Origin of the sequence: Sphingobium sp. LMC3-1-1.1 (genome assembly GCF_040676285.1) — a bacterium.
Lineage (GTDB): Bacteria > Pseudomonadota > Alphaproteobacteria > Sphingomonadales > Sphingomonadaceae > Sphingobium.
Genome location: NZ_JBEGHQ010000012.1, coordinates 202,283 through 219,489 on the forward strand (window position 1 = coordinate 202,283; position 17,207 = coordinate 219,489).

A 17,207-nucleotide genomic window follows, 5' to 3' on the forward strand; every position below is an offset into this window, starting at 1 on the left:
GAATGTTGGACAGAGGGTCAGGTCACATACCGTATCAAGCGCCGCATGCGCCAAAGCGTTATGAGCAAGCCGTTGAGGCGATCATTCTTGCGTGGGCAGCTCCCGGCGCGACGCATGATGTGAGGCGATTTGCCATTTCGCGTTGGATCCGACGAGTACCCAGCTTATGCCGAAGCGCCAGCGAACCAGCTCCCCTTCTAGCTCCAGGCCGAAATAGGCCAGGCCACCCGCACTTATGACCGATGGCGTGATGACTCTGAATTCCCGCCAGTCAAAACTGATCGTTTTCAACGACGACAGCGGTGCAAGCTCAAAATATTCTGCCACGCCCCGCTGGCCGATGTACATCTCCGGCAGCGATCCGAAGAAAATCGCGTCCTGCGTGTAGAGATCGATCAATCCGGCACGATCTCCTCCCAGGCCAAGCCTTGCCCAATCTGCGGCTATTTGCTTGACTATCGCCTCAGCGTCGACATCGGGATTAACCGGAAGAGAAGCTTCAGCGCACATCGGTGAATCCCTTATTCCCGACGATCAATCGCTCGATCAGCGGTGATGGTGCAAATGCTGCCCCATGCCTTGCCTCAAATGCCTGCAGCTTGGCGAGGATTTGCGGCAGACCCTGCTCATCGGCCCAGAACATTGGTCCACCGCGGTATCGCGGCCAGCCATAGCCATTGATCCATACCGTATCGATGTCGGAGGCTCGCTGCGCGATGCCTTCGTCAAGAATCTTCGCGCCCTCGTTCACCATTGCCAACAGGCAGCGATCGAATATCTCCGCGTCATCGACCGCGCGGCGGCTTATACCCTGTTTCCGGGAGAAATCGATCGCTGCCCGCTCGGCGGCGGGTGACGGTGTGGCACGACGATCGGCATCATAGTCGTAATAGCCGCCGCCGCTCTTCTGGCCATGGCGACCGGCCTCGTTCAACACTTCGCGCAGCGTCGATGAGGTCGATGTTTCGCGTTGCCAGCCGACATCAAGGCCGGCAAGGTCGCGCATCGCAAAAGGCCCCATGGCAAAACCGAATTCCTGAATGACCCGATCGACGTCCCACGGCATGGCCCCTTCCGCGACGAGCGCGTCGGCCTGCACATGGCGAGCCGCGAGCATCCGGTTGCCGACGAAGCCATATCCATTGTTGACGACCACGCCCACCTTGCCGATCCGTCGAGCGAGATCGATGGCGGTGAGAAGCACCTCGGCGTCAGTCTTTTCGCCGCGCACAATCTCCACCAGCCGCATGACGTTGGCGGGTGAAAAGAAATGGAGACCCACCACCCACTCCGGCCGGCTGGTAGCGGACGCGATCGCATCAATGTCGAGATAGGAGGTATTGGTGGCAAGGATTGCGCGAGGCTTCACGACCGCGTCGAGCTGGCTCATTACCTCCTGTTTGACCGTCATCTGCTCGAACACCGCCTCGATCACGAGGTCGCAATCGGCAAGCGCCTGTAGATCAAGCGAACCGGATAGCAGCCCCATCCGCTTTTCCACCTGCTCAATAGTAAGCCGGCCCTTCTTCGCGCTCGTCTCATAGTTGCGGCGGACCGTGGTGAGACCGCGATCCAGCGACTCCTGCCGCGAGTCAACGAGGATCACGGGGATGCCGACATTGGCGAAGTTCATCGCGATGCCACCGCCCATGGTGCCGGCGCCGACCACACCCACTTTCCTGATCGGCAACGTCGATCCGTTGGTCGTCAGTCCGTCTATCTTGGCCGCCTGCCGCTCCGCGAAGAATAGGTAGCGGAGCGCGGCAGATTGCCGGCCGCTGACCAATCCATTGAACAGCTCGCGCTCTCGCGCCAGCGCATCGTCGAACGGAAGGGTGGCCGCCGCCTCGATTGCGCGGATGATCGCCTCTGGCGCTTCCAGATTTCGGAACGTCCGATGATTGGCCTTCCGGAAGGCGTCAAAAATGCCAGCCTCGGCCTCCAACGGCCGGTCGCGAATTTTCACCAGCGGCGCGCCAATCTTGCCGCGTGCAAACGCAATCGCTTCACCGCGCAGGTCGTCCCCCGGTATCAGAGCATCGGCCAGTCCGATCTCGGCGGCAACGTCGGCCGTAATTGGGTCGCCAGAAGTGATCATCTGGAGGGCACGTTCGACCCCAGCCACTCTTGGCAGCCGCTGCGTGCCGCCCGCCCCCGGCAGCAGGCCCAGCTTGACCTCGGGCAGGCCAAGTTTTGCCGTCGGCACTGCGATGCGGTAATGTGCCACGAGCGCGAGTTCCAGCCCACCGCCGAGTGCGGTGCCATGGATCGCGGCCACGATCGGCTTGGTCGCATTCTCGATGATCGACTGCACTTCAGGCAAGAGGGGCTGGATCGGAGGTTTGCCGAACTCTCTGATGTCGGCGCCCGCGAAAAAGGTACGACCCGAGCACAGCAGGACAATAGCAGCCACGGCCTCATCAGCGACAGCCTGGCGCATTGCAGCCGCAATACCTGCCCGCACCGGCGCACCGAGCGCGTTGACCGGAGGCGAGTCGACGGTGATGACAGCCACGTCACCTTCCCGGGTCAGGGTCGTCACCTCATTGATCTGCATGTAAGCTCCTCACGAAATTCGACGCAGGACGCAAGGCACAGGGCTGGTGAACAACCGCTCCCTACGCAGCCATTGCAGCGCCATCTGCCTGCAAGTGCGTACGGACAAAGTCCGCGCTCGTGCCGCCGCATTGTGAAATCCGCGCCGCACCGACCCGCGTGGCCCAGTATCTTTCAGAGCCGAACGCAAGCTGCCACTGTTTGACGCGCCTGGTCAGCAACTGGAGATCATATTCCTCCGTCACCCCGATTGCACCGTGAACGGCGTGAGCGATGGCACAGACCTGATGCGAAGCCTCGCTGGTGCGGCACTTGGCAAGAGCCACCTTGAGCGGATCGAAATGCGCGCCGCTCATTCCCAGATTGGCCGCGACCTTCGCGGAAACCACCTGTTCCGCCATTATAGCCAATTGTTGCTGGATCGCCTGGAACTTCCCGAGCGAGCGCCCGAACTGCTGTCGCTGCTCGGCATATTGCAGTGAGAGATCGAGCAGCCTGCGCATCGCCCCCGCCATCTTCGCCGCGGTGAGACCGGCAGCAATCACTTCCAGGTCAATTCCGTCGGCGTCGATCGTGGCGATCGGATCAGAGTCCGTCTTCACCTGTCCGCCCAGCGCGTCGAACGGATCCGGCTGGATCACTTGTCTGGGCAGAAGAATGATCGCGGCCTCCCGCATTGCCAGGACATGTGTCGCGACGGCTGCAAGCGGAACAATCGGCGAGGGCGGCGCCAAGACGATTATTGCCCCTTCCGGCGCGGCTGCTCCACGCGCGTGAAGCAGCGCTCGGGCGACGACCGTCTCCGCAAAGGGTACGGGCAGACAGAAGGCACCGGACTCGACAACAAGCGGGAAGATATCCGACAATGTCAGCGCGCTGCCACCCACATCTTCCGGCAGCAATGCGTCCAGGAAGCCCGATCGCTCGATTTCCTGCCAGATTTGCGAAATGTCGCCGGTCGCCTGAACGGCACGCACCTGCGAGGGCGTGGAAAGGTCCGCGAGCATCCGCCGGAACGGCTCAACCAGAATGTCCATATCCATCATCGCAGTCCCAGCCCCCGCGCAATCATTCCCCGCAGAATTTCCCGCGTGCCGCCACGGAGCGAGAAAACATGATTCAGCTGAAGCAGAACCGCGAGCGTTCGCAGCAATTCCGGATCGACCGTTCGCTCCGGCGTCGATGCGATGGCGTCGGCGATGACGTTCGGGATAAGCTGCTCCAACTCTGTTCCGGCATCCTTGAACAGCGCGGCCTCGATAAGCGGTGATTCGCCGATCGCCAGCTGACCCGTGATCGCGACCGACATGGCGCGGAGCACCGCCAGCCGGGAAACCAGACTGCCCAACAAGGCTATGTCTGCGGGGTCTGCATCCGCGCCCAGCATCGATGCCCACAGGTCAAGAAGAACCAGGCTGGAATAGATGCGTTCGGGGCCGCTGCGCTCGAACGCCAGTTCCGCGTTGACCTGTGTCCAACCATTTCCTTCGAGACCGACCAACGCGTCGTCGGACAGCAGAACATCCTCGAAATGCACTTCGCTGAAATCGCTTTCTCCAGTCCCCAGCTTGATCGGACGTACGGAGACGCCCGGCTGCGACAGATCGATGATGAACTGCGAGAGCCCCTTCTGGCGGTCTTCCGGCGTGCCGGACGTACGTACCAGCGCGATCATGTACTGCGATTCATGCGCATAGGTCGTCCAGATCTTCGATCCGTTCAGGCGCCATCCACCGGGTTCTTTCACCGCCCGGGTTCGCACGCTGGCAAGGTCCGACCCCGCATTCGGCTCGCTCATGCCGATGCAGAAGAATATTTCGCCACGGCAGATCCGCGGCAGAAAAGTCCGACGCTGGACTTCGCTGCCGAACTTGATCAGGAGCGGCCCGCTCTGGCGATCGGCGATCCAGTGCGCCGCGATCGGCGCGCCTGCCGCCAACAGCTCCTCGACCAGGACGAAGCGGCTGAAGCTATCCTTTCCTCCGCCGCCATATTCCTTCGGCAAGGTCAGGCCCAGCCAGCCACGCTGCGCCAGTGCGCGACTAAAATTCGCATCGAAACCTGTCCATGTCCGCGCACGTCGGTGCGGGGGCATATCCGCCAGCGCGTCGGCAAGAAATTCCTTGATCGGCGCGCGCAGCGCCTCGGCCTCAGGCGGCACCGCGGTTAGCGGAAAGGCGTCCAGAATGGTCGTCATAAGGCCGGTTCCATCGCGTCCCGCTGCCAGTCCGAACAGGTGTCGGAACAACTCGTCCGACACACTGAAAGGATGTACCACGGTCGCGTCAAAGAATGATGCTGATCTTGCCGTGGGGCTGAAGACTGTTCATGCCGAGCATGATCCGCTTTGCCCGGATCAAAAGCTTCTCCCCTTCATCGACGAATGTGTAGGCAGCATGGCCGATATAGGTATCGGTTATATTGTTTTTCGAGCGATAGGTGACAAAGCTGCACATCACCTGCGTGCCGCTTTCGTCGCACCCTTCCACCCGGACGTTGCCGATCATCCGAACATGGGTCGACCGCGGCCACTCGGCATGCGCGGTCATCTTCAGCAGGCGGTCGACCCGGTGACGCAGCCGTGCATGATCATCCGCAATATAGAACAGGTTGCTGTCCGGTCGGGCGTCGAGCCCCTTGCCGAATGTCGGCACCTCGTATGTCGCATTCGGCGCAAAGAGCGCAAACCACTCCTCAAGCCGCCATTGGTCGAGAAGCGCGGCTTCCCGATAAAGAAAGTCCTCGTAATCCGCACGCGTGCGCGGCTGCTGAACCGCATCTGCCATAACATCCCCCATGATCATCGCCCACCCTGGATGCGACGGTTCCACTCGCGCCAGAAGGTTCGCATCTGCGATTCGTCGTCGGCGCGCGGTTGATCACGCAACATTCCGCGGGAGATATCATTCCAGGGCGCAAACTTTGCCGAGGCGTAGCCACGTTGCGCGCATTCCAGCGCCTCGACATCGTCCGGCGTGGCAAAACCGCCCGGCCCGAGAAATTCGAGAAAATTGTTAAGACGGCGATGGCGCGCCTCGGGCGCTTCCCCGACTGGCGCGAGCGCCCAGGAACGGACCAGCATCAGGTCGGGCTGGACCGGATAAAAGGTGCGAACCGTGATCGCCATGATATCGTTGATGACCAGATTGGGGAAAAACCCCGCATTTCTGTCGCGATCCGCGATGCGCAACGCAAGTTCGGGGCCGACCCGCTCGTTCAACTCGGCCACCATCGCAGCTTCCTGCGCCTTCCCCTCTTCCCCCCAGGTGGGAATCGATCGGGCGACCGGCCGACCCCAAGGCGCCCTTGCTTCCGTGAAAGCATGGCCTTTCGGGAAAGTGTGCGCCCGGTTGATCTCCTGAAGGGTCTTGATGTCGGCAAGCGTTTCCGGACCCAGCTCGGCCATCAGATAATCGAAATAGGTCTCATGAGTCTCTGCCGCGTGATAGCCGTCATAACTGTTCTCGAGCAGCAGCTTCCAATTGGCCCGGATCGAATATTCATGCGTTCCGCCAACAATCTCCATGCCATTGGGCGAATGGTCGGACACGATATCGAGGATCTGGATGGCATCGCCCAGGAAATCCGCCAGCGGCTCGGCATCGACATCATAGTTGACGAAGAAGAAGCCGCGATGGGATTCGAGCCTTGGCACCTTCGGCAGATCGACGTCGCCTGCGCAGTTGAACGATTCAGGATAGGTTCCGGGAGTGGACCTGGTCGCGAACTTCCCGTTATTGTTGAACGCCCAGCCGTGATAAAAACATTTGAAGCTGATCGCATTACCTGTTGGTTCGCGAACGACCTGCGCCCCGCGATGCGGACAGGTATTGAAGAAGGCCTGAAACTCGCCCTTGCGGTTGCGATTGAAAATCAGCTCCCGCCCGGCGACGCTCCGGGTCAGGAAGTCGTTGGGCTTCGCAAGCTCCGAAGCATGACCCAGATAGAGCCAGGCACGATCGAAGATTCGCTCCCGCTCCAGTTCCAGCACTTCCTGGCTTGTAAATGCGTTCCGGTTGACCTTGAAGACACCGGCGGCCGGATCGTCCACGATCCAGCGGCTATTGTGCTCATCAGGCTTCACAACACCCGACATATTCCTCTCCAACTATCACCGCCGCGGCCTCACGCATCGCGGCACAGCGAGAACAATCGCACACCGCCTGATTGAGGTCGATTCTAGAACGCTTGTTCTTTCCATGCCTTTCTTGAACCCTGTTGGACTGTCCGTCAATCCCTCCACCGGAAAGATCGCTCGTCAAATGACCCGATAATGGACTGTAACCGAAAGATCGGATCACAGCACTCCCATAGGCACTGGCTGCGGGGGCGCAGGCAAAGCAAACGGTTCTGAGAGCAGTTTCTGCACAGGGGCGGCCAGAAATCGGCCGCTTCTCACATGCTAATGGAGGCAGAACTCGCGCAAGGCGGCAGGGCAGGCGATTGTGCATCGAAAATAGATTTCAAAAAAACACTTGTCATTTGACGACCTACAAGAGAAAGTGGCCTCTGATAAAACATACGACCTATAAAATGGAGGCGGAGGATCTTGAAGGCTCACAAGGGCATTCCAACTTAGTCGAAGCATCTCGGCATGCCGAGAGACCGGGATTTGCAACCCCGTGTCCCGACTATCTCTCCGCATCACTGCCGCTGGGGAAGCTGCCGACGATCGGCAGATTCGCCAGTCACGAAAGTTCGCTCAGGCACGGTAATCTGCAGCGCGCAAGATAACAGGGATAAAAGTAGGAGCTTATCATGGAATTTGAAAAGAAGTTCGTTCAGGTGGACGGTGCCCGCATCGCTTATGTGGACATAGGCGAAGGCAAGCCGACAATCCTGCTGCAAGGGGGCGGCCCTGGCGCCAGCGGCATCAGCAACTATCGCCGCAATGTCGACGAACTTTCGAAGAGCCGCAGGCTGATCGTCCCCGATCTGCCGGGCTATGGCGACAGCGAGGACAAACTTGGCTTCCATGAAATCTACAAGGCTCTTGGAGAATTCCTGATCCATTTCCTGGATGCGCTGGGCCTCGACAAGGTCGATTGCGTCGGCAATTCGCTGGGCGGCATGACGACCGTGGGCGCATTGCTGCATTCCTCGCACCGCATCAACAAGGCGGTCCTCATGGGGCCGGGTGGCTTCCAGCCGGTCTTCACGCCGATGCCGACAGAGGGCATGCGCCGAATGGGGGTCGTCAACGCCAGCGACAATCCTACGCGCGAGCAAATGCGCGGCGTGATCGAACTACTCGTGAATGACAGCTCGTTCATCACCGACGAATTGCTTGATGAACGCGTCAAGGCCGCGTCGAATCCGAATCGGTTCAAGCCGTTCGCCCGCTCGTTCGGGGAAATGTGGCGCGAGGATCTGGGCAGCGTGAAGAATGAAATCCTGGTGATGTGGGGTCTCGAGGACCGGGTCTGCCCGGTCGACATGGCGCCTGGCATCATCAAGGCATTCCCCAACGCGTCGCTCCACCTCCTGCCCAATTGCGGCCACTGGGTACAGTGGGAGAAGCCCGACGATTTCAACAAGCTGGTGGCGTGGTTCTTCGACCGCGATTAACGCCCATCTGTTACTTAAGGGAGTGCGCTTCTGGCGGGCTCCCTTATGACGCGTGCGACCTTCCGTTCATGCGACATCGTACGTAAACGACTTGAATCTTGGCGCTTTTCACGCGTCCGCTGCCACGGTTCATCGGACGTGAATCGCTATCGCCACTTGTCAGCGAACGGCTCCTTAGCCTTTCGTTCCCTGGACCGCATAACCAACGGGTTGGGAGGCAAGCAATTTCGATCATGGGCCGCCCCGAGACCAAGAGGCTTCAATGGAAGATTTTCTGCTTTACGAAAAAAGCGGCGGCGTCGTTACCCTGACAATGAATCGACCCGAAACACGCAACGCACTCTCGACGCCCGAGATCTGCGCCGAATTCGTCGATCAACTCAAGGCGATCGAACGTGACCCGTCCGCAAACGTCGTCATTCTGACGGGGGCTGGCCCGGCTTTCTGCGCTGGCGGCGACATCAAGAAGATGCGTGACCGTTCCGGCTTTGCTCCGATGAAAACGGTCATCGACACCCGCGACAGCTATCGCAACACCATCCATCTCGTCGCAAAGGTGTTCAATGGGCTGGAGGTGCCGGTCATTGCGGCGATCAACGGCCCCGCAATCGGTGCGGGCCTCGACCTGGCATGCATGTGCGACATGCGGATCGCGGCACAGTCTGCACGATTCGCGGAATCCTTCATCAAGGTGGGCATCATCCCCGGCGATGGTGGCGCATGGTTCCTCCCCAGAATAATCGGCATTTCCAGGGCCAGCGAACTGGCTTTCACGGGCGATATGATCGACGCTCAGGAGGCCGAACGCATCGGCCTCGTCTCGCGCGTGGTCGAAGATAGCGAACTGATGAGCGCCGCCCGCGCCCTGGCATCGCGTATCGACGCCAATCCCGGTCGAACACTGCGCATCACGAAGCGCCTTATCCGCGACAGCAGTCAGTTGTCGCTGGACCACCATCTGGAGATGGCGGGTGCGTTCCAGTCCATTATCCATGAGACCGAGGATCATCGAGAGGCCCTGGATGCGCTGCTTGAGAAGCGAAAACCATCATTCAGGAATGTTTGAGGGTCGGTGAACGGATTTTCTTGTCCGCGCGTCATCTGCTGCCATCTGGCGATCGATGATGGCAGCGTCATTATCGTCGGGCCACTCGTCGCCTGACAGGGAAAAAATAAAAGTGAAAGGCACGCAACATGGCTGACGGAGTCGACGAGGGGCCGCTTTCAGGCATCAAGGTCCTGGAGATCTCTCAAATGGTGGCCGGCCCTTTGGCGGGAACCATGCTTGCCGACTTGGGCGCATCCGTCATCAAGATGGAGGATTTCCGCGGGGATCCCTATCGCAACGTGGAACCGCAATATAAGGGAATGTGCTCGCGCTTCTTCGCGGTCAATCGTCATAAACGAAGCATACAGCTCGATCTGAGGAGCGAGGAAGGGCACGAGATCGCGCGGGCCCTGGCCCAGGATTGCGATGTCTTCCTGGTGAATTCCCGGCCGGAGGCAATGAAGCGCCTGAAGCTCGATTATGAAAGTCTCCGGGCGTTGAATCCCGGCATTATCTACGTTCTCATCAGCGGCTTCGGTCTGGACGGCCCCTATGCCGATCGCCCCGCCTACGACCAGGTGATCCAGGCAATTACCGGCGCCATGTATCTTCAAAATCCGGAGGGGCCACCTATGCCTCTCCGTTCCTTCTTCGTCGACAAGTTCGCCGCCACGGCGGCCGCCAGTGCGATAACGACAGCCCTGTATCGTCGCGAGAAAAACGGAGGCAAAGGCCAGTTTGTCTCGGTACCTTTGATGAAGACCTTCGGCTTCCTCAATCTCGTGGACAATTTGTACAATCACTGTTTCGTCAATGGCGACCAGCAATCGCCGCACATCAACGCGATGCGGCCTATCAGAAGCGCCGATGGCACGTTCATGGGCTATTTCCAAACCGACGCCCAGTTCGAACTGATTTGCCGCGTTCTCGGCGTTCCGCATCTGCTGGAGGATGAACGCTTTGCGAACCCTATCATGCGGGTCCGAAATATTGGTGCCGTCTGGCAGGAATTGGAAAAGGGCTCGATCAAAATCACTTCCGACGAACTGGAAGCGCTGGCGATCGAGCACGGCTTGCCCATCGCCAGGGTCAAATCCGTCGATGAATTCCTCGAGGACGAGCAGGCTCGTCACCTGGAATGCGTAAAGGAATATGACACCGACGAATATGGCCCTGTTCGCGCCGCCTCTTATCCGGTGGACTTTTCCGAAAGCCCGGCGGTCGTAAAGGGTACCGCCCCCCGTCCGGGCGAGCACACAGATCAGGTTCTTCGTGAAATCGGGTTTGACGATGGAGGCATTGCCCGCCTGCGCGAAGCAGGAGTCGTGTGTTGATCGACCCACAACTTGCGCAATCACCATGCAGAAGCTCAACCGCACATCGGCCCGTCTGCATGAACATAATACGATCGATTTACTATATATCGAACGACGGCAATATCGGGAGTAGGTCATGAAGCTGGAAGGGAAAGTGGCGATCGTCACGGGGACCAGCCCCAACATCGGCGGCGGGATCGTCGAGGCGCTCGCCGGCGCCGGCGCGGCGATCGTGGCCGTGGATGCAAAGAGCGAAAATGCGGACTGTTGTGCCGCGGCGATCATCGCTGCGGGTGGTCGCGCGATCGGCATCACCGCCGACGTGACGAACGAGGACGAAGTCCGCGCCGCCGTACAGCGGGCAGTAGTCGCTTTCGGTCAGATCGACATTCTTGTGAATAACGCCGCCTTTTTCAATCAAAAGTCCATTGCCGACATGCCCTATGCAGAATGGCGCAAGCAGAACTCGGTCATCCTCGACGGCGCGTTCCTCTTTACGAAATATGCCACGGCCGAAATGATGCCACGTCGGACCGGTGTCGTCATCAACGTGATCTCGACAGCAGGCCATCAAGGCCAGCCAGGCAACATCGCCTATACGACGGCCAAGGCCGGCATGCTGAACTTCACGCAGGCGGCCGCGATGGAACTTGCCGCGCATGGCATCCGGGTGGTCAGCCTGACGCCTACGGCAACCGAGACGGGCGAAATGGTGGAGCGCGCCGAGCGATGGAAGATGGATCTTGGCCCGCTGCCGGATTACACCGAGATCACAGCGATGTTCGCCAGAAGAATTCCCATGAAGCGTTTGCCCAAGCCCAGCCATTATGGGGCTGCAGCGGTCTTCCTCGCTTCAGACGATGCAGCGATGATCACCGGAACGGATTTGCGGGTCGATGGCGGCGCCGTCGCCCGTTATTGGGCGTGGAATCCAACGGACGGTTGAACCCCGACTATCGACGGCGCCGGGCGTCGCTCATCGCGGCGCGTGCCCGAACTACTCGCGCATGATGAGCATCCGTTAAACAAGACGATTGGTTGGGCCAGAAGACTAGATCACTTGTTTTATGACGGAAATCGCGACAGATTATGCACAGACCGAGTCCCATGCAGGATCGGCGCAATAAGAGGATGCCCGACGATGGAAGCGCTCTCCTTGACGCATGGGCTAGGCGAATATGCCTCGTTCTGCCGAATCTGCACTGCCGGCTGCGGCGTCCGCCTGACGGTCAATGAAAAAGGGCATATCATCCGTATCGTGGGTGACGACCAGAATGAACTGTCATCCGGCTATGCATGCTTCAAAGGGCTCCAGTCCGGTCTTGCGCACCGCGATCCGCAACGCATCCTACGCCCGCTAAAACGGCAACCAGATGGCAGCTTCCGCGAGATCGGGATCGAGCAGGCGCTCGACGAGATCGCGGTCCGTATTGCCGATTTGATGGGTCATTCCGGGCCCAATGCGATTGCACTGTTCGCGGGCAACGGTTCCATGATGAACCAGTCCGCAGTCGGCATGAACCGCCATTTCCTGCACGCAATAGGATCGGAGCAATATTTCACGACGATCACGATCGATCAGTCCGGGAAGATGGTCGCGGCGGGCCGAACGGGCACATGGGGCGCCGGTGCGGTCGATCTCGATGACATGGATGTGCTGTTGCTGTTCGGGGTGAACCCGTTCATCGCGCATTCCACCATGTCGGTATTGGGAGTCGATCCGATCAAGCGGCTGAAGCGCGCGCGGCAACGCGGTTTGAAGCTGGTCGTGGTGGATCCACGGCGCACGGAAACGGCTGCGCAATCGGACCTTTCCTTCCAACCCTATCCGGGTGAGGACGCCGCCATAGCATCAGGCCTGATCCGACTGATCCTCGCGGAGGGTTGGCATGATGCAGAATTTTGCCGGCAATATGTCGGCGAGGAACGCTTGGCGGCGCTTCGCGATGCGGTCGATCCGTTTACACCGGACATCGTGGAAGCGCGGGCCGGATTGGAACCGGGGGCCCTGTGGGCGATCGCGGACATGTTCGCATGCCGGAATAAGCGCGGCCCCGCCATGACCGGTACCGGCCCCAACATGTCGCAATATTCGAATCTGGCCGTTCACATGGTCCAGTTGCTGAACGTGATCTGCGGCCGTTTTCCCCGGGCGGGTCAAAAGGTCACCTCTGTCGACATGCTCAATCCTGCCAGGGACATGTACGCGGAAGTCGTTCCCGCATCGCGTCCGTGGGAAAAACATCCCGCCAGCCGCATTCGCGGCGCAGGCAATTTCTTCGGCGAACGCGTATCGGGTACGCTGACGGACGAAATATTGACAGCCGGGCCGGACCAGATCCGCGCCCTGATCGTCGATGGCGCCAACCCGATGACATCGCTACCGGATCGCGACAAAGCCTATAGCGCGTTGCGCTCCCTCGACATGCTCGTCGCGATCGACACATGGCACACCCCCACGACCCAGCTTGCCGACTACGTCCTGCCAGCAAAGCTTCAATATGAGCGACCGGATATGTCGCCGGGGCATCCGGCGCTCAAATTCTATCCGGGCGCGTGGGCCCAGTTCACGCCGGCGATCGTCGCGCCTCCGAAAGACGCCGAGGTCGTCGATGACTGGTATGTGTTCTGGGCGCTGGCCAGGCGGCTGGGCGTCACAATCAATTTTGCCGGTGTCCGCCCCATGGATGGCGATCAGCCCCCTTCCACGGAGGATCTGATAGAGATCCTGCTCGAACGCAGCCAGACTTCGCTCGACGAGTTGCGCGCCTATCCCCACGGGCATCAGTTCCCGATCACGGATGCCGTCGTCAAACCGCCTCGCCAGGGTCATGAAGCAAGATTCGACGTCATGCCGGCCGACGTGCTCGACGAACTGCATCGTTATCAAACCGAACCCGTAGCGCAGCATCGTGCCGGGCCCGATCGCGAATTCACCCATTTATTGTCGTCGCGACGCATGCGCGATCTCTACAACAGCTATGGCGTCCTCATGCCGACGGTACGAAAGCGCAACAAATATAATCCGGCCTATCTCAACAGCGAAGATCTGGAGCAGTTGGGATTGGCGGATGGCCAGTTGGTCGAGATCATTTCAGCCCATGGCCGAACCCAGGCAATCCTCAAATGCGATGATACGATGCGGTCTGGAGTGGCGGCGTTGAGCCAGTGCTGGGGCGGCACGCCAGGAAAAGAAGACGTCATGGTTGACGGAAGCTGCGTCAATGCTCTGATAGACACCGATACGCATTTCGAGAGCATCAACGCGATGCCGCACATGTCGTCGGTCCCCGTCCGTTTCGAACCATTGCCGCAAAAAGCCAAAGCCGCAGCATGACACGCGCTGCGCGGCGACGATAAGCCATTTGCCATTCAATCAACGTCCCGGTCCGTGGGGGGGGGAGCCAAGGGTCCTTACGGTTCCAGGTCCGCATCGAACGCGGCTCTGCGCTGGCAACGCTGGACCATGGATCATCTGGCCCAGCGCGCTGCCATGGCCCCCTCACGCACCCGCCCGGATCACAACGCGGCCATCGGCGAACACGCATGTGTCTCGCTTCGGCACGCGGGCCTCGATATGTGCGCCATCTGTCTCTCGCCAGAATGCCAACTGGATCGTGTCGCCGGGGAAAACCGGGGCGCTGAACCTGCCCGAAAGTCCGACAAGCCGGCCGCCCTCACTGCACAACGTCTTTTCCGCAAAGGCCGCGCACAATCCATATGTTGCCACGCCGTGCAGGATCGGCTGCGGAAATCCAGCCTGCACCGCCGCTTCGGGTATCAGGTGAAGAGGATTCTGGTCCCCGGTGAGCGCAAATATCTGGGCGGCCTGCGGCGATGTCGGCACATTGACGACCAGATCCGGCGCGCGCTCCTTGACGCTGGCCGGTTCCGCTTTTGCATAGGGCGGGGCACCGGCAACCTGATCGGACCGGCAAACAAAGGTCATCTGCATGGATGCATAATGGGTTTGCGTCTGCGCATCATATAATTCGCGGGTCATGGCGATCACGCAGCCGCGGCCCTCTCCGCGATCGAACACGCCGCTCACGCGCGTTTCGCTCCTTACCGCCCCTTCGACCGGCAGCGGCGCATGCAAAAGCATCCCTTGACTGCCGTGCAGCATTCCCGAAAGCGTCGCTCCAAGTCCCATCGCATGGGGCCGTGGAGCGGCAAGCACGATGGCCATCGCTGGCAGGGCACGTACCGGGGGAAGCGGTCCAAGGTGCCGACGCGTCCAATCGTCGGACGGGTCCAGGCCGCAGCCAACGCCTAGGGCGTAGATGCAGCTCTCCTTGGCCGCATAGCGCTGCTCCATGACGATAGGCGCCGTGCCCATCAGCCTGTGGTAATCCATGATCATCAGGCCCTACCCCTCCTGAAAGACAGTAATCGCTCTTGGCAAGCAGTATCGCACAAGCGAAAGGGACGGACTGATGCCACCAGTTTGCGCCTGGCATGCCCCGCCCCTTTTGCCGCTATCTGCGAGCACGGCTGAGCCCGCCGTCGACCGGAAGGAGAACGCCAGTCAGGTACGCCCCGGCCCTGGAACACAGATAGACGCAGGCGCCGGCAATGTCTTCGGGCTGGCCCAATCGGCCCAGAGGTATCAGTTCGGGCATCTCCGCCATATGCGCCTTGTCGATGGCGGCCGTCATTCGCGTCGAAAAATATCCCGGCGCGATCGCGTTGACCGCGATATGCGACGGGGCAAGTTCGGCAGCCAACATCCGCGTCAGATGATGCATCGCAGCCTTGCTCGCCGAATAGGAAAAGGTCGGTCGCAATGGCAAGGCATGACCCGCGAACGAACCCAGGTTGACGATCCGGGCCGGGTCATCGGGCGTCGCTGCGGCGCGCAACAGCGGCAGCAATTCGCGGATGAGCGTGAAAGGCGACTGGACGTTGATCGACATGAGGTCGGGCCAGCTCTGGTCAGCCAGTGTTTCTATCGGGCCTCCGGCGCTCTTGCCCGCGTTGTTGATAAGCACATGCAAAGGCTCACCCTTCGCCTTGACCTGATCGGCAAGCGCCACGGCGCCGTCGGAGTGAGACAGATCGGCGACCAGGCCGGCGCAATGACCGAATGCGCTGAGCTCCTCTACAGCCTGTTGACTGACCTCCGCCTTGCGCGAGGTGATCGTGACGCTCGCGCCGCGCCGCAGAAATTCCTGAGCGATCATGTGCCCCAGACCTTGAGCGCCGCCAGTGATGAGCACATGCTTGTTTGTCAGCGTAAACAAGTCGGACATGTCGATCCTCTCGATTTCTATAATGGGAAGCAATGATCAGGGCAAAGGAGTCCAGCGGGGAAACCTGCCGCTCCATGGTAGTTCATTTGTTCTAATTGGCAAGATGCAGACTCTTGTCGGCGGGGATGGCATGGCCCTGATGGCGCATAGCAACGCGGCACAGAATGCATGCCGCGGAACTCTGGTTTATTGTGATGACAAGGCGGGCCGTCCGCAGCAGGGATCAGGCTGCGATAAATGGATCATCAATAACTGCGCATGACACACACGCGCCCAATGCGACGATCAAGCGCGAGCTTGCACGCGTTGCGTTACGTCGAATCCCGCCATTGAGTGAAAATGCCTTCAGGCGCCGCCTGTTGAAATCCTTACGTGCTGCCACTTGCTCTTGAAGCACCAGCAACCTGTGCCCCTTGCGTCATGATCGACCCTGCACAAGATGCAAGGAGCTTGACTCATCAGCCGTTGGCGCACCCGCGTGCCCCCTCCCGATTGTTACCAGGATGTTGATGCATCAGCGTCATGCATTTTGATATAGGCGCCGCCCACGGCCGCCCCGCCTAGTCGCTCCGCTTGGTCCTGCCTCTTTTTGGCGGTGCAGGATCTGGAGCGGCCTGCGGTATTCCCGCCTCGATCAGAGCTGTCGCGGTTTCGACGAGGTTGAGCTGCGGATCGGTCTGCGTCCACAAATCGCTACGCCGACGGCTGGCCACCCAGGCCTCACGCGCTGCCTCGACCGAGAGGGTATACCACGCGAAGAAGATCAGCCGTTGACGCAATACCGGCGCAGGAATGTGCTGGCAAAGCCCACTGATCAGTTGCAGCAGCCGCCGGTACACCAGGATATTCATTCGATCCAGATAGGAGGCGACGTCCTTGCGCCGCACAAACATCACGCTGGCAAGAAAGCGGATCGCGGTGGGCGAAGGATCCGTGTGGATATCGGGATTTGGCGCGCGAACGATGATATCCACGACTTCACGAACGCTGGTCGGACCACCTTTTCGATCCAATTCGGAAATGCGCTCGAACCAGACGACGCTCAGATCATTGAAAATCTCGTTGATCAGTTCAAGGACGAGGCCCTCTTTCGACTTGAAATAATAGTTGAGAGAGCCGCCATTCTTCGCACCCGCCGCCGCGACGATCTCACGAACCGTGACTGCTTCCAGGCCATGCTCGGCAAACAGCCGGCGTGCAGCAACCTTTATGTTTTTTCGCGTGTCAGTACGCTCGTCGAGCACATCCTGAGCGACTTTGGTGGAACGTGGCATTTTCACATGGACCATTGTTGAGCGCGGGTCAGAAAAACGCGCTTGCGCGCGATATAGCGATTAGCCGAGCTCTGAGTAAAATGGAATGACAAAACGGCACTAATTTTGCGTTGCGCGCCATCCTCTGCACGAAAGCAGCGGCGTACATCATCGCTCGATCATGTCTCGGCTTCCTGACCGGATTTCCAGCTCA

The 17,207-nt window shown here is 59.8% G+C and carries 15 protein-coding genes; 6 read left to right on the plus strand and 9 right to left on the minus strand.

What is annotated here, in order from left to right; genetic code table 11:
- Nucleotides 1-81: 81 nt before the first annotated feature.
- The 6 genes from MRBLMC3_RS11205 to MRBLMC3_RS11230 form a co-directional block, all read right to left on the minus strand.
- Nucleotides 82-510 carry a YybH family protein gene (locus MRBLMC3_RS11205; protein ID WP_363828692.1) on the minus strand — a complete coding sequence of 143 codons (429 nt, stop codon included), beginning with the start codon at nt 508-510 and terminating at the stop codon, nt 82-84.
- Nucleotides 500-2,557 (minus strand): 3-hydroxyacyl-CoA dehydrogenase NAD-binding domain-containing protein, encoded by a 2,058-nt coding sequence (locus MRBLMC3_RS11210; protein WP_363828695.1) that lies wholly within the window; start codon nt 2,555-2,557, stop codon nt 500-502. The genes MRBLMC3_RS11205 and MRBLMC3_RS11210 overlap by 11 nt, the downstream gene beginning before the upstream one ends.
- Before the next feature lie 61 nt (nt 2,558-2,618).
- Entirely contained in the window at nt 2,619-3,593 is a 975-nt protein-coding gene (locus MRBLMC3_RS11215) for an acyl-CoA dehydrogenase family protein (RefSeq protein ID WP_363828698.1), read from the minus strand.
- Between the two features lie 5 nt (nt 3,594-3,598).
- Nucleotides 3,599-4,753 (minus strand): acyl-CoA dehydrogenase family protein, encoded by a 1,155-nt coding sequence (locus tag MRBLMC3_RS11220; RefSeq protein WP_363828701.1) that lies wholly within the window; start codon nt 4,751-4,753, stop codon nt 3,599-3,601.
- An 88-nt stretch (nt 4,754-4,841) separates the two neighbouring features.
- Nucleotides 4,842-5,342 (minus strand): aromatic-ring-hydroxylating dioxygenase subunit beta, encoded by a 501-nt coding sequence (locus MRBLMC3_RS11225; RefSeq protein ID WP_363828704.1) that lies wholly within the window; start codon nt 5,340-5,342, stop codon nt 4,842-4,844.
- Between the two features lie 14 nt (nt 5,343-5,356).
- Nucleotides 5,357-6,652: an aromatic ring-hydroxylating oxygenase subunit alpha gene (locus MRBLMC3_RS11230; protein ID WP_133651232.1), complete on the minus strand. Its 1,296-nt coding sequence runs from the start codon at nt 6,650-6,652 to the stop codon at nt 5,357-5,359.
- A 662-nt stretch (nt 6,653-7,314) separates the two neighbouring features.
- Between MRBLMC3_RS11230 and MRBLMC3_RS11235 the strand changes: the two genes are divergently transcribed.
- The 5 genes from MRBLMC3_RS11235 to MRBLMC3_RS11255 all read left to right on the plus strand — a co-directional run bounded on the left by MRBLMC3_RS11235 (nt 7,315) and on the right by MRBLMC3_RS11255 (nt 13,825).
- Nucleotides 7,315-8,124, plus strand: coding sequence for an alpha/beta fold hydrolase (locus MRBLMC3_RS11235; protein WP_363828707.1), 810 nt, complete (start codon nt 7,315-7,317; stop codon nt 8,122-8,124).
- Nucleotides 8,125-8,386: 262 nt separating this feature from the next.
- Complete coding sequence (locus tag MRBLMC3_RS11240; RefSeq protein WP_133651234.1) at nt 8,387-9,190, plus strand: crotonase/enoyl-CoA hydratase family protein; 804 nt, start codon at nt 8,387-8,389, stop codon at nt 9,188-9,190.
- 128 nt (nt 9,191-9,318) lie between these two features.
- A complete protein-coding gene (locus tag MRBLMC3_RS11245) occupies nt 9,319-10,506 on the plus strand; it encodes a CaiB/BaiF CoA transferase family protein (protein ID WP_363828711.1) in 1,188 nt (395 codons plus the stop codon).
- Nucleotides 10,507-10,624: 118 nt separating this feature from the next.
- Entirely contained in the window at nt 10,625-11,434 is an 810-nt protein-coding gene (locus MRBLMC3_RS11250) for an SDR family NAD(P)-dependent oxidoreductase (RefSeq protein ID WP_363828712.1), read from the plus strand.
- A 195-nt stretch (nt 11,435-11,629) separates the two neighbouring features.
- Nucleotides 11,630-13,825 (plus strand): molybdopterin-containing oxidoreductase family protein, encoded by a 2,196-nt coding sequence (locus tag MRBLMC3_RS11255; RefSeq protein WP_363828714.1) that lies wholly within the window; start codon nt 11,630-11,632, stop codon nt 13,823-13,825.
- 165 nt (nt 13,826-13,990) lie between these two features.
- Here MRBLMC3_RS11255 and MRBLMC3_RS11260 read toward each other — a convergent pair whose 3' ends face one another.
- Nucleotides 13,991-14,851, minus strand: coding sequence for a MaoC/PaaZ C-terminal domain-containing protein (locus MRBLMC3_RS11260; RefSeq protein WP_363828717.1), 861 nt, complete (start codon nt 14,849-14,851; stop codon nt 13,991-13,993).
- 115 nt (nt 14,852-14,966) lie between these two features.
- Nucleotides 14,967-15,740 (minus strand): SDR family oxidoreductase, encoded by a 774-nt coding sequence (locus tag MRBLMC3_RS11265; RefSeq protein ID WP_363828720.1) that lies wholly within the window; start codon nt 15,738-15,740, stop codon nt 14,967-14,969.
- Between MRBLMC3_RS11265 and MRBLMC3_RS11270 the strand changes: the two genes are divergently transcribed.
- Complete coding sequence (locus tag MRBLMC3_RS11270) at nt 15,739-16,002, plus strand: hypothetical protein (protein WP_363828723.1); 264 nt, start codon at nt 15,739-15,741, stop codon at nt 16,000-16,002. The genes MRBLMC3_RS11265 and MRBLMC3_RS11270 overlap by 2 nt on opposite strands.
- Before the next feature lie 298 nt (nt 16,003-16,300).
- On the opposite strand, the gene MRBLMC3_RS11275 is transcribed toward MRBLMC3_RS11270, so the two are convergent.
- Nucleotides 16,301-17,014, minus strand: a complete 714-nt coding sequence (locus tag MRBLMC3_RS11275; protein ID WP_363828726.1) for a TetR/AcrR family transcriptional regulator — start codon at nt 17,012-17,014, stop codon at nt 16,301-16,303.
- Between the last annotated feature and the right edge of the window lie 193 nt (nt 17,015-17,207).